This window comes from Streptomyces sp. NBC_00878 (assembly GCF_026341515.1).
In the GTDB taxonomy this organism is placed as follows: domain Bacteria; phylum Actinomycetota; class Actinomycetes; order Streptomycetales; family Streptomycetaceae; genus Streptomyces.
The window spans coordinates 9659841-9673057 of record NZ_JAPEOK010000001.1 but is presented as its reverse complement, the minus strand read 5'-3'; the positions used below and the strand labels follow the sequence as shown (position 1 = coordinate 9673057).

The 13217-nt window shown below is 67.0% G+C and carries 11 protein-coding genes and 1 pseudogene; 5 read left to right on the top strand and 7 right to left on the bottom strand.

Annotation, left to right across the window (positions count from 1 at the left end):
- Nucleotides 1-25: 25 nt before the first annotated feature.
- From OHA11_RS42065 to OHA11_RS42055, 3 genes are all read right to left on the bottom strand, one after another.
- Nucleotides 26-748 (bottom strand): FadR/GntR family transcriptional regulator, encoded by a 723-nt coding sequence (locus OHA11_RS42065; RefSeq protein WP_266505895.1) that lies wholly within the window; start codon nt 746-748, stop codon nt 26-28.
- A gap of 69 nt (nt 749-817) precedes the next feature.
- On the bottom strand, nt 818-2212 hold the full coding sequence (locus OHA11_RS42060) for an FAD-binding oxidoreductase (RefSeq protein WP_266505892.1): 1395 nt from the start codon (nt 2210-2212) through the stop codon (nt 818-820).
- A complete protein-coding gene (locus tag OHA11_RS42055) occupies nt 2209-3702 on the bottom strand; it encodes an APC family permease (RefSeq protein ID WP_266505890.1) in 1494 nt (497 codons plus the stop codon). The genes OHA11_RS42060 and OHA11_RS42055 overlap by 4 nt, the downstream gene beginning before the upstream one ends.
- Nucleotides 3703-3981: 279 nt before the next feature.
- Between OHA11_RS42055 and OHA11_RS42050 the strand changes: the two are divergent.
- A pseudogene (locus OHA11_RS42050) lies at nt 3982-4748 on the top strand (transposase).
- 1097 nt (nt 4749-5845) lie between these two features.
- Here OHA11_RS42050 and OHA11_RS42045 read toward each other — a convergent pair.
- Nucleotides 5846-6760, bottom strand: a complete 915-nt coding sequence (locus tag OHA11_RS42045) for a glutathione S-transferase C-terminal domain-containing protein (RefSeq protein ID WP_266505888.1) — start codon at nt 6758-6760, stop codon at nt 5846-5848.
- A gap of 509 nt (nt 6761-7269) precedes the next feature.
- On the opposite strand from OHA11_RS42045, the gene OHA11_RS42040 reads away from it, so the two are divergent.
- The gene (locus OHA11_RS42040) at nt 7270-7425 is read left to right on the top strand and encodes a hypothetical protein (RefSeq protein WP_266505886.1); all 156 of its coding nucleotides are present in this window, start codon (nt 7270-7272) and stop codon (nt 7423-7425) included.
- A 7-nt stretch (nt 7426-7432) separates the two neighbouring features.
- On the opposite strand, the gene OHA11_RS42035 is transcribed toward OHA11_RS42040, so the two are convergent.
- Nucleotides 7433-8677, bottom strand: coding sequence for a lanthionine synthetase LanC family protein (locus OHA11_RS42035; protein WP_266505884.1), 1245 nt, complete (start codon nt 8675-8677; stop codon nt 7433-7435).
- 209 nt (nt 8678-8886) lie between these two features.
- On the opposite strand from OHA11_RS42035, the gene OHA11_RS42030 reads away from it, so the two are divergent.
- Entirely contained in the window at nt 8887-9048 is a 162-nt protein-coding gene (locus OHA11_RS42030) for a hypothetical protein (protein ID WP_266505881.1), read from the top strand.
- Nucleotides 9049-9313: 265 nt separating this feature from the next.
- A complete protein-coding gene (gene ssuE, locus OHA11_RS42025; protein WP_266505878.1) occupies nt 9314-9868 on the top strand; it encodes an NADPH-dependent FMN reductase in 555 nt (184 codons plus the stop codon).
- A 209-nt stretch (nt 9869-10077) separates the two neighbouring features.
- On the opposite strand, the gene OHA11_RS42020 is transcribed toward ssuE, so the two are convergent.
- Entirely contained in the window at nt 10078-10614 is a 537-nt protein-coding gene (locus tag OHA11_RS42020) for a GNAT family N-acetyltransferase (RefSeq protein ID WP_266505872.1), read from the bottom strand.
- The gene (locus OHA11_RS42015) at nt 10611-11771 is read right to left on the bottom strand and encodes an LLM class flavin-dependent oxidoreductase (protein ID WP_266505869.1); all 1161 of its coding nucleotides are present in this window, start codon (nt 11769-11771) and stop codon (nt 10611-10613) included. The genes OHA11_RS42020 and OHA11_RS42015 overlap by 4 nt, the downstream gene beginning before the upstream one ends.
- Before the next feature lie 866 nt (nt 11772-12637).
- Here OHA11_RS42015 and OHA11_RS42010 point away from each other — a divergent pair.
- A complete protein-coding gene (locus OHA11_RS42010) occupies nt 12638-13207 on the top strand; it encodes a winged helix-turn-helix domain-containing protein (protein ID WP_266505866.1) in 570 nt (189 codons plus the stop codon).
- Nucleotides 13208-13217: the final 10 nt, after the last annotated feature.

Sequence of the window (13217 nt, the reverse complement as noted above, 5' to 3'; positions counted from 1 at the left end):
ACATCGAGCTTGTTTGCGCAGCGATTTACTTGGATCGAAGGACTGCCTGGTAGCTCGACATCGATTGTTCGAGGTGGCTTCGCATGTGCTCTTCCGCTTTTGCTCCATCGCCACTGGCGATTGCTTCGCCGATGTCGTGGTGCTGGTGACCGAACATCGCGGTGTCCGCGCTGAGCTGGCCCCGAATCATCCAGAGCGCGTCGGCCCAGTTGAAGAACTGCTCTCGAGCGTCCCGCACCGCCTGAGCGAACAACGGGTTCCCGCACGCATCGGCTATGGCCAGGTGGAACTGCGAGTCGTTGGCCCGATACGACGCCAGAGTGGCCGGCTCGTTATGGGTGAGGTCGGAGATGGCATCGCGCTGCACCGAGTTCGCTCGTTCGGCTGCCAGCCGCGCCACCACCGGCTCGACGGTGAGCCTGAACTCAAAGTTCGCTTCCACTTCTGACCCGTACTCGCGAAGAATCCGTTGGCGGTTGACCTTCCGCGGAACCTCCGAGACGAAGGTTCCTCCGGCGCGACCACGCTTGGTCAGGACCAGACCCTGTTCATTGAGCAGCCGAAACGCGTGGCTCACGGTGGTCCGCCCCAGGCCGAGTGCCTCCGCCACCTCACGCTCGGTCGGGAGACGTTCTCCTGGAGCGAACTGACCCAGCGCGATGGCCCGCTGGATTGCGTCCGCCAAGACCTCATGACGAGGCCGCGGTTCGAGCTCGCCGATTTGAATAGAGCCTGATTTGATATTCACGGAAGTCACTCTTCCACTCGGCATCGTGCGTGTCGAGCATCGCATCATGACGACGGATTTGCTGCTGCGTCAGTGGTCTTCTACTCCTGCCGGAACCAGTCGCGAGAGAATTTCCGCAATGCGATTTGGTCGTCTGCCGGCCATCTCTGCCTTCTCCTTGTGGTAGGCCGCCCTGCGAACGAGATTTCCACCGATGAACCGGATCGGTTCAGCCGGAAGCGATCCGAGCTGAAGCCCGATCAGCGGGTGGTTGGAGTACTCGTCGTCTCGGTTGGTCGCAAGGCTTGCGAGGATCCGGCCACCGAGGACGGACGGGGCTACACCGTTTCCGCTCCAGCCGACTCCGTAGAAGATGTTGGGTCGTCCGCCCAGCCGACCCAACTCGGGAAGCCCGGTCGGTGACCGGTCGATCGGGCCGGACCAGTCGAACTCAAGTGGAACATCGGCCAGTTGGGGGTATGCGGCCCTGAAGTCCGCCGCTGTGACAGCGGCCCGCGCCGCCGACCTGTCGAAGGACGGGCCGATGCGTCCACCGTAGGCAAGACTGGCCACACCCTTGCCGAAGACGATGCGACCGTCACGGGTGGTGCGGTAGTAGTCGATCCAGAGCTGGCTGTCGTTGATCGACTCCCCTCCGGTCCAACCGATCTCCTCAAGGCGCCGGGGGATGGGCGGCGTCGCGACGAGATCGCTCGAAACCACGACCAGACGGCGCTTCAACTCCCGCATGTTCGCGGCCCAGGCGTTGGTGGCGATGACAACGGCGTCCGCGGTGATCGAACCGCCGGGTGTGTCGATCCTCGCGGGCGTGCCCCGGTCGAGTCCCACCATCTTCGAGTGTTCGTAGATCCGCACGCCGAGCTCCAGGCACACGCGGCGAAGGCCACGCGCAAGCAGGTAGGGCTGCACCGTGGCACCGCTGGCTCCGATGACGCCGCCCAAGTGCGTCTTCGACCCGGCACGCCGCGCGACCTCTTCGTCAGGCAGCGCCTTGAACGGGTTGACGCCCGCCCGGTCGCATGCTTCGAGCAACCCGTTCCAAGCGCCGTGGTGAGCCTTGACGCGAGCAGTCCACAGCCAGCCACCGCGCACGAAGTGAGCGTCCACGTCGTGCTCTTCACAGAAGCTTTCGATGTCGGTGATGGCTTGTTCGCTCTGCCTGCCCACCTCAACTGCTCGGTCGGACCCGAGCACGCCGATGAGAGACGGCAGCTTTGCCCAGAGGGTGAGGGCGAATCCCCCGTTGCGTCCGGAGGCACCATCGCCGCAGCGGCCCTGGTCGATCACGACGACGTCGACATCGGGCGTGGCCCGCTTGATCCAATATGCGGTCCAGAGGCCAACGTATCCGCCACCGACGATCGCGACGTTCGTGCGGTCCTCACCGTGGAGCGGTCGGGAGTCCGAACCTTCTGAGCCGGCAGCTTCGTGGTGCCACAGGCTGAGGGAGGATGACGAAGTCACTTGACGGGCTCCTCACGACTGGTCAGGCCTGCTTCGCTCAGCAGGCGACGGTGAATTTTGTTGGCCAGCTTGCGGTTGATCAACACGACACCGAACACCAGCAGAAGCCAGCCACCGACGATGTAGGGGAAGAGGTTGTAGGGCTCGGCCGGTACTGGGTAAACGCTCTTGTAGAGGGTGTATCCGAGCGTGGCGAACGCCCCGAGCGGGACGACGATTTCCCACCGAGCCACGCGTCGCACACCGGAGAAGAACAGGAACTTCAGCGCACCGGCAGTGACCAGGACGTACGCGACAAGCAGGGAAAGCGTCCCGATGGTGGCCGTCCAGAAGATGATGTCGAGCGGCTCGCTGGTGGAGAACATCCGCAGAGCGGCAACGGCGACGAACGCTGCCGCGGCGACTACTGCGATGGATCCTGTGATCCGGCCGTCCTGACCTGTCGACCGACCGATCCGCGAGTTGGGAAACGCGTCGCGTGTCATGGCGTAGAGAAGGCGGGACGCCCCTACGACGCACGCGAGGGCGCAGCCAAAGCCGCTGATCCCGGCTCCAAGGCTGACGAGTTGGCCGACCACGCTGCCGATGTACGTCGTACCGAGGTCGCCGAGAAGAGATGAGGACGCGGTGAATCGGTCGGTGCCCGCTTTCGACGCTCCGAAGCCCATCGTGGTGATCGCGGAGATGACCGTGTAGAAGACTCCGGCAAAGAGCACCGACCCCAGAAGTACCTTCGGGATGGCTCGCCGCGGATCCCCCTTCGTTTCCTCGCCGAGCGTGGACGCGGCCTCGAAGCCGGCGAAGGACAGGAATCCGAAGGTCATCGCGAAGAAGAGAGCTGACGTACCGACCCCGTGCGGGAGGCTGAACACGCTCAACGTGAAGTCCTGATCTTGGGGCGCGTTTCCGCTGATCAGTCGGACAGCGATGACAACCGCGACGATCGTGATGAGTGCGATGGTCACGCCTTCAAGGCCGAGCAGCGCCCGAGTGGTGTTCCTCGCAGGTGCCCAGGCAAGAAGCACGACCAGAACCGCCGCAGCTACGGTGACAACCTCCCAGGAGGCTCCACTCCAGATCCCGGACGCCTTGAGGAAATCGGCGGGGAACAGGCCGGCCTCTGTGACTGTGCAGGCGCCATACGCGACATAGGTGGTCAGCAGCGCCCAACCGGCGACGACCCCGGCCCGAGGGCCGAGCGTCACACCGATGAACCCATAGACGGAACCGGCGTGGTTGAAGTGCTGGCTCAACCGGATGAAGCAGTACGCGACCAGGAGAACCCCGACCGTGGCCAGCGCGAAGACCAACGGGACCGCGCGTCCGACAATCCCGGCGGCTGCCTGGGGATTGATGTTCATCGCCACACTCGGCGCCATCAGGCCGATCGACACCGCGACGGCTTCGCGCGTCGTGAGTGATCGGCGGAGGGTGCTGGGCGCTGGGGCCCCTACGGGAAGCTTGCCGTCGACTTGATCTGCACTGGACATCGCAACTCCCTTGCCATCTGAATGGCATCCTGTGAGGACCTTTTGTAGCGCCTTAAAGGTCTCCCAGCAAGACCAAAAGTGAAACTTTCTAAGGCCTGTGGCCCGTAATTGATCTTTGGCATGCGGGATGACCTGCCGTTGTGCCTGCTAGTCCGCGAGGGTGAGGTTGTGCAGGTCGGCGCCGCCTAGCACGGCGTGACGGACGGGACTGCAAGGCGTGATCGCTGCTACGCAACCGACGCGAGGGGCTGCGTCGACCATGGGCGAGATGATCATGGTGTGGCTGGTGTGATTACGGCGTCGGAGCCGTCTTGGATAGCCCCCTTCTTCGGATTGAGTACGCGTCAGTTCGGCAAGTTGGTGGCCGCGCTGCGGCGTCAGGGCACCGACACGGGTCGCCGGGGACGACCTTGGAGTCTGGCCCTGGAGGACCTGCTGCTGCTGGTCGCGGCCTACTGGCGGACGAACTTGACGATGCGCCAGCCGGCTCCGCTGTTCGGTGTCTCGAAGTCGGCGGCGGACCGGATCATCGTCCAGTTCGGCCCGCTGATGCCCTTGCAGCCGCGGCGCCGGTTCGCCAAGGACGCCGTGCTGATCGTGGACGGCACTCTGGTGCCCACCCGCGACCACGAGGTAGCCGAGCAGTCGAAGAATTACCGATACTCCACCAACCATCAGGTCGTCATCGACGCCGATACCCGACGGGTGATCGTGGTGGGCCGACCACTGCCGGGCAACCGCACCGACTGCAAGGCATGGAGGAATCCGGCGCCCGGGCTGCAGTTGGGCACACCACCACGATTGCCGGCGGCGGTTATCCGGGCACCGGACTCGTCATGCCCCACCGGCGCCGCAGAGGCGAAGACCTGCCCGACCGGAAAGCAGCGCACAACAAGTCCCACAAACAGGTCCACGCCCGCGTGGAGCAGGTCTTCTCCCGAATGAAGACCTGGAAGATCCTCCGCGACTGCCGCCTCAAAGGCGACGGCGTCAACCACGCCATACTCGGCATCGCCCGCTTGCACAACCTCACCCTCGCCAGATAGACGGCGGCTGACAGCCGCACCGACCCGAAGATCATTTACGGGACAGCTTTTGGGAACGGCGAACCGACATCCACGAAGCATTCCCGAAACCCACCTGCAGCCTGATCACCCACCAACAACTCAGCTCATTGAGTTAGCTGGTTGCAAATCACAGAATTGAGTGGTCGAGACCGCTCCGCGTCAGGCATTCGGGACAGGGTTTCGAAACGGCCCGAGCCCGAAAACGTCACTTCGGTCAGTTGCATACGCACCCGGCCACCCGTGCAATCCATTCACGCACACGGATTTCATCTGCATTGGTTCATCTGGATCTCAGACAGTGCTGCATCCAGTGCCCGTGAAGGGCCTTCAAATGAGGGGCTCTCAAATGAGGGGACCTCAAAACGCAACAGTCGGATTCGCGACAGTCGGATTTCATCGCAACCGGTAGCGCCACGCACAACCTCCATGACACGATCCACCTTGCGCGCGCTCCACCTACGTGACGCACAGAAAGGCCATGCCGAAGTGACAGAGCCAACTCCCGCCCGGACGCCATACTTTGAGCTGCGAGTGGGCACCCTGCACGTCAAGGCGGGCCGGCCCCGACCTTATCCACATGCGACCGAACGTTTCCTGACCAAGGTCGTAACCTCCGTGCTTATTGCGGGCGTCGGCTCAGCCATCACGTGGCTCGCGACGCAGAGATAGAGGTCAATCCCCCCATCGCCGCCTGGATAGGGCCGGCCAGGGGCCGGTGTGGTGAGGGTCGAGCCCACGCTCCAGGCCATTTTCCGATGCCCTCCCCAGCCCGCCGCTCATCGGTCAGTCCGCCCCCTTGCGCATATCTCATGCAATCGGCATAGCGCAGGGATCACGGGCCGTCAGCCCCCGCCGACACCACGCTTTGAAGGTCAGTAAACACCGGAAAGGGGCGCCCGACCAGGGCGGATACCCTGCTCGGGCGCCCCTCCGGGCCAACGCTGAGACAGCGCGTCGAAACGGGGCTTTCCCGATATCTCCCACCGGCGGCCTGGCCACACGCACCGAGGAAAGGAGGTCCTGCCGCTCGGCAGTGGCGCTCGCCCCGAATGAAATGGCGTGTTGGGCGATGGTGGTCAGTCCGCCGCCCGTGACATGGACGCCGTACGGACCTGGGATCCGTCAGCGATGTGCACCGCCCAGTCCAGGATCTGCACCGCCGCCCCTGCGGCTTCCAGTCCTTGGCAGTGGCCATGGTGCCTGCGGGCAATGCCGTCCAGGTCGAGGTGTTGGCCGAAGGCGGGGTGGGCAGCCAGTCGCCGTGCGTAGGCCCACAGGCGTTGGTGGTCGGCGATGCGGTGGACCGCGGCGGCGTCCAGGTGCAGTCTGTGCACGGTGTCGAGCCGGACCAGGGTCACCCACAACTGCACGTCGGCGGCGGTCATTTCGTCGCCCAGGATGAACTCCTGGTGGGCGAGCCGCCAATCCAGTGAGCCCAGGACGCGAAGCAGAGAACTGAGCGCGGTGTCACGCGCCGTGGCGTCGGCGTCGGCCCGCCCAGCCTGCTGTGCGGCTTCGTCGATGCGGTACGCGCAGAGGCGTTCGACGGCCTCGATCTCCTCGTCCGCGCCATGCGGGTAGAGGGTGGGCCGGTCAGCGTCGTCAGCGCCGAAGCGCCGGGCCAGGTCCCGGAGGATGTCCGGGGTGTGCGTACTGACGATCCGTCCTGTCCAACTGTCACTCAACACCGGTGCCACGGCTGGTCCGGGATGCCGGTGTGAACTGGCCTCGTACAACGGGCGCAGAGCGGAGTGTTCGCCGTCGGCCCTGTCGGGGACCGCCGGCAGCGGAACGATCGGGAGGGTCTTTTCCAGACCGAGCAGGCTGTGGGTGATGGCGATCCGTAGACAGTGAGGACAGGACGGCGACAGGTGGAGGCGGTAGCGGCGCGGCTCGGCGTAGTAGCCGCTGTTCGCGTCACAGCCGATCCTGCCTCGGAACGACGGCGGGGAGGGGAGGGACGGCACGGTGGTCAGGGGTGCGGCGGGCATGTGTCTCCCTGGGTCCGGGATCCGGCTTCTGGTTCGCAGAGGTGCGGAGGGCGGCGCACGTGGGCTGATGGGCGCGCGGCGTCGTCGGCGCGTACCCGTACCCGGCGGGGATGCGGTGCCGGTGGGCACCATCGGTTCAGCGCGGAGATCTCGCCGCGCTGCAGACACGCATGAGATCGATGTGGCGGCGGGAAATCAGGAGAAGCGACGACCGGCCCGCGCATATGGCGCGGTTCGCGCGGTCGGACGGCGGCTCCAGACACTCCATGATTTCCTACTGATTCACTAGGGATCTCTGCTCTGGAGTGTCAGGCGGCCCTGGCACCACGTCAAGAGGGCCTTCTCTGGTCTCGCCCGTCGTCTCACATCATGGGAGGGCGGGCTCGGGTCCCTGGCATTCGTGTCGCCGGCACAGAGCCGGTGACGCGGGCGGCGAGGTCGTGCCCACCGTGCACGACCGTCTCGGCCAGCCGGGCTGAGCGGCCGACGGCCGGGAACTGGTCGGGCAGATGCAGCGGGTCCAGTTCACGATCGGGGATCACGCCAAGGAGATCGAGACGGTGCAGCAGTTGGGCGGTGCTCATCCGGGTCCTGGCGAGGACCTGTCCGGCGTCGACGTCTCGATGCAGATCTACCGCACGGCGCGCCTGCGCATGGAGCCGTGACTGGCACTCAGGCAGTGGGTAGGTGGTCCGGGAAGGGGACGGCGTACTGCGGGTCGCGGTTCGCGGTGATGCGGGCGTGGCGCAGGAGCTCCCGGATGATGCCCGCGTTGCCCATGCCCCAGCCGGTGGCGGGGGCAAGGTCACTGGGAGTCTCCCTGTGTTCGACATTGGACCAGCGGACGCCCTCGGCGTCGGTCGTCGCGCGGGCCGCGAGGTCGGCGACGAGGATGTCGGCGAAGTCACGGCCGTCGCCGCGTTCGACCTGGCGGTCGCAGGCGAGGGCGAGGACGCCGGCGGTGCCACAGCAGCGACCGTTGTTGTCCCAGAAGCCGGGGCGGATCCGTCGTGGGATGCCGGAGTTGACGACTGTGTGCCAGCAGCGGTCGGCGAGGGCGGGCCAGGCGGGATCGTCGGGCAGGACGTGGGTCAGCAGGCGGAACACCTGGGCGTCGCCGGCCGGGCCGTGGCACCAGCCGTAGCTATGGCGTTCGATCTTCTCGTGCTGCTGTTGCGGGTCGGAGTGCGCGACGAGGAAGCCGTCCGGGCCGGCTTCGTCGCGGGAGACGACGTCGGCGGCCCCGGCCACTGCGAGGTCGAGGAGGTCGGGGCGGTCTGCGGCCCGGCCGACGGCAGCGAGGGCGTAGACGATGCCGAGGGTGCCGTGAGATATGTGGTGCAGGCGGGGGACCGTGCCGGCCCGTATCTCCCACTGAACGCCGGCCGTGGTGGGCTCGGCAGTGCGCGCGTAGCGGTCGACGGCCAGTTGGGCGAGGTCGAGATCGCCGCACTCCAGCGCGGCGAGCGCGATGCCGGCGTTGCCGGCGATGAGTTCGTAGTAGTCGTTCCACCCTGCGCCGTCATAGCGGGACCGCAGGACGTCCAGAGCACGGTCGGCGGACGCCCCCGCCGCGGCGTCACCGAGCACACGGTGCACGCCCCGCAGGGCGACAGCCATGCCGGCCACTCCCGCGTAGAGGCCGCTGTCCTCCCATTCTTCGACCGCGTCAGCGACGCTGCGGGCACCGCGCAAAGCCATGTCCGCGTACCGATCGTCGGAGAAGTACCGCCATGCATCGAGGAGAGCCGGCAGCACTCCCGAAGTTCCGCTGTACAGCCGTGGTGTGACCTGGTCGTCGGCGAGAGTGTTTGGCCAGGCCACCACACCGTCGTCGATGTCCCGCGCAGCGTTCATCAGCCACTCAAGGGCCCCGACAGCAAGTGACTCCGCGTCATCCGGTGCACCAGTGATCATCGGCCTAGCGTTCCACAGAGTTGGGCCGCCCCACGACCCACATCAAGCCGTCTCCGGTTCAGAAACAAGCACTTGACGCTGCGCAGGGCCACGATGTCCCGGACCGGCCGCATGGCCGCAGGACGGCATCCATTGATTGCGAATCGTGATCGGCTTCGATGGCGAATCGTCGTTGGACGCCCGTCTCTCGCCTCGTGCATGCTGAACCCATGCCGCGTACAGCCACCGTGACGGCCCTCCGGCCTCGCGCCCACCGCATCGGACCCCGGCCGTCGGCCGCCGGGTCGGCGGCGCGCTGCGGCATGGGCACCTGGCTGACGCAACGGCGCGTGGTCGACCTCGGCCTCAGCGGCGCCATGCACTGTCGCTGACCCCTTCGCCCTTCTTGGGCACCGGTCGAGCGCGCCCCACCTTGCCGTTCCGCCCGATGCCACGGATGGCACAGATGGCGCGGATGGCACGGATGGCACGGATGGCACGGATGCCACGCGAGCTCCGCAAGCGTCCTTGCGCGCGCTGCGGCAACGCGTCAAGGCGGCCTTCGACCCAACGCGACATCCTCAAGCCGGGCCAAGCCATCCGACCTCCCTCCCCGCCCCTTCCTGCCCCTTCCCGCCTCTTCCCAGGAGATCGCCCATGGCCACCGTCCTCTCCGTCTCCGGAAGCCCCTCCCCCACTTCCCGCACCGCACGACTGCTGCGCCACCTGGACGCCCGGCTCACCGCCCAGGGACACGACGTGATCCCCGCCGATGTCCGGACCCTTCCGGCCGAAGCCCTGCTGCACGCGGACTTCGACCACCCGGAGATCGTCCGCGTCATCGAGCGCTTCCGGGGTGCCGACGGCATCGTCATCGGCACCCCGGTCTACAAGGCCGCGTACTCGGGACTGCTGAAGTCGTTGCTCGATCTGCTGCCGCAGTACGCCTTGGAGGGCAAGACCGTGCTGCCACTCGCGACCGGCGGGAGTACGGCACACGCCCTGGCGATCGACTACGGGCTGCGCCCGGTACTCGCTTCCATGGGCCCCGCGCACATCACGCCCGGCTGGTTCGTCCTGGACAAGCACATCGAGGTACGGGAAAACGGTGCTGTCGTCGTGGAGCCCGCCGCGCGGAAGGCGCTCGAACGGGTCGCCGATCAGTTCTCCGCCGCGCTCGGTGGACGCGTGGGGCTGGAGGCAGTGGCGTGAGCGTCGGCCGTTCACGAAGGTGACCTGGTCGGGAGGGCGGGCGTGAGCGTCCGACCGCGCGGGCCGGTCTCGCCGTCCCTGGGCGGTGAGCCCCGACGAAGCATTCTCGCCGAAGCCGACCAGGGCGGTCGGCGGCAGTACGGGCGGCAACGCGATGGTCGCGGCATTGCGCGGGCGGGTTCTGATCGGGCGAGGGTTTACAGGCCGCTCTACAGGTCGGTCCACAGGTCGGCCGCTTTCCCCACGCGTGCTGTGCGTGCTTCGGTCGGCAGATACTTCTCGAAGGGCAGCGGGCCGATGGTTTCCGGGTCGGCCTCCGTGTCGAACAGCGGGGTGTAGCCGGTGGCCAGGTACAGACCACGGGCCTCGGGCTGGCGCGGCCCGGTGGTCAAGTAGATCCGCCGGTAGCCGCGGGCGCTCGCCTCGCGCTCCAGCTCGGCGACGACACGGCGGGCGAAGCCCCGCCTGCGGTGGGCGGAGTGCGTCCAGATCCGCTTCAGCTCGGCCGTGGTCGCGTCGTACCGGCGGTAGGCACCGCCCGCGACGGGCTCGCCGAGCTGGAGGAGCAGGAGGAGCACCCCGCCGTGCGGCGCGGTGAACTCCTCGTCCGGATAGCGGGCCAGTTCGCCATGAGCGTCCTTGCCGTAGCGTCGTGAGTACTCGTCGCCGAGTTCGCGCAGCAGGGGCTCGACTCTCGGGTCGGCGGCGGTGACCTGGGTGACCGTCAGTTCAGGTGCGGACGTCATCCCTTCACCGCCGGGAATGCCTGGGTGCCGCGGACCGCCCGCTCGGCATCACGCGCGGCATCACGCGCGGCGTCACGCTTGGCGACCTCCTCTCGGACGATGGGGATCACGTGCCGGCCGAAGTCGATCGCATCGCCCAGCAGGTCGTAGCCGCGGGCGGAGAGGATGTCGACACCGAGGTCGTAGTAGTCGAGGAGTGCCTGGGCGACTGTCTCCGGGGTGCCGACCAGGGCGTTGGAGTTGCCCGCGCCACCGGTGGCGGCGGCCGTCGGGGTCCACAGGGCGCGGTCGTAACGCTCCTGGGCCTCGGCGATGGCGATCAGCCGTTGCGAGCCGGTGTTCTGTGGTTGTACGTGCCCGTTGTGGCGCTTGGTGATCGACTCGCCCCTCTCCTTGCGGGCCTTGATCGCGCCGACCGTGCGGTGTGCCTTCTCCCAGGCCAGCTCCTCGGTCGGGGCGATGATCGGGCGGAACGCCACCTGGATGCGAGGAACGTCGGTGCGTCCCGCGGCCCTCGCGGCGGTCTTCACGGCCTCGATCTGCTCGGCCGTCTTCGCCAGGGGCTCGCCCCACAGGCAGTAGATGTCGGCCTCGGCGCCCCCGGCGGCGTACGCGGCGGGTGACGAACCGCCGAACGACACGCCTGGGCGGGGCTGTTGGACCGGGAAGACGTCGCTGACGAAGTCGTGGAAGCGGTAGTGCTCGCCCTCGTGGTCGAAGGGCTCGTGAATGGTCCAGATGTTCTTGACGATCCGGATGTACTCGCGAGTGCGGGCGTAGCGCTCGTCCTTGGTGAGGGTGTCGCCCTCGCGGCCCTGCTCCTGGTCGCTGCCGCCCGTGATGAAGTGGACGGTCAACCGACCCTCGCTGATCTGGTCGAGGGTGGCGAACGTCTTGGCGGCGAAGGTCGGGTAGGAGACGTTGGGGCGGTGGGCGAGCAGGATCTGGAGGCGCTCCAGCTTGCTCGCGATGTACGCGGCGGCGGGCGCGGGGTCCGGCGAGCCGGATCCGTAGGCGAACAGCACCCGGTCCCAGCCATGGTCCTCGTGCGCCCGAGCGAGCCGGAGCGTGTACTCCTTGTCGAAGGCGGCACCGGAGCGAGGGGTGGTCTCGGAGCCGTCGTTGGTGGCGGCGATGCCAAGGAACTCCACGGGCATGGAAGATGGCCTTTCTTCAGGTCCTCTGGGGACGTGTCCTGGGCAGTACGCGGGCACGGCGGAGCAGCCCTCGGCGCGGACTGGTGTGAATTCGCTTGAGGGTGCTGGAAGTCAGGCGATGAGCAGGTGGATGACACCGGGCATGGCCTGCCTCGGGCGCGCCTGCATCGCGTGGAGGTCTCGCAGGACCGTCCACATGTCACGCGCGAGTGGATTCAGCCTGGGTTCAGCCCATGCGTACGACATGGCCGCGAAGAGAGGAACTCGGCCCGCACGGGGTCACCGAGGTAGGGAAAGGGCCGGTCAGACGGCCCGTTTCCGTGTCAGACGCAACACGCGGCGGACCCCGCCCGACCGAAGTCGATGTGGTCACGGGTGACCAGGCGCTGCTCAGCATTCATGCGATCAATTGAGCAGCACATCTTGCGCCGCGTCAACCACGGCCCGGATACCGGACGGACGTTGAGCTGTTCCTGCGCGTACCCGAGGCTCAGGGTTCATCCGGTGCCATCCGTGCGCGCGAGGGCGACCGCGCCCGAGACCGGCCCGGCTGTCCGCTCCGCGAGGAACGGTGAACCCACCCACGAACGAGCATTCCCTATATTTCCCATCGATTCACTAGGGAAGCATTGACGACCCTCCCCGTGGGCGCGCAGGATGACACACATGCCCCACACGCAGCAGCGACTCGTTCGTCGTCGGCATGTCGACTTTGGTCACGTCGTCAGCGCCGCCTGCGGTCGTGTGTAAGGCACGCGGCTCACACGATGCGCGTGCCGTTCCGCTCCTTCTTCCTCATCCCAGGTGATCAGGCATGCCCACCCACGGCGCCTGATGACCCGACGCACCCTTGAAGGGCGACCGCCATGACCACGGCAATCCCGGCCCAGGCCACTCCATCGGCCTCGCCGCTCCCCGACATACGCCACCTCCGCCTCGTGGGCGACTCAGCTCGGGCAGACGACGAGGGAAACGGTTCCCCTCCGATCGTCGGCTACCTCGTCCTCGCCCCCGAGGGCACCGATCCCGCCGAATTCTTCGCCAAGGGCGTGACACGGGCGGAGATCCGACCGGTCGCCTACGCGGACTCACCTCCCGTGCGGCAAACGGGAGGCGGTGTCCTCCGCGTCGACCCCGCGCGACACGTCGCGGAACTCGGCGGACGCGAACTCGACCTCACCTACCTGGAGTTCGGGCTGTTGGCCCATCTCGTTCCGCGGCCCCACCAAGTGCACTCGCGCGAGCAGTTGATGGCAGGCGTCTGGGGCTACGACCACATCGGCGACAGCCGCACCGTGGATGTCCACATCGCACGGCTGCGCCGCAAGCTGGGCACGGACCACCGGCACCGGATCGTCACCGTACGGCGTGTGGGCTACAAGTACGTGCCCGACCAGCAAGAGAACCCCACCACCGCACCCTGCCGCCGTCCTTGAGGAGACCGCC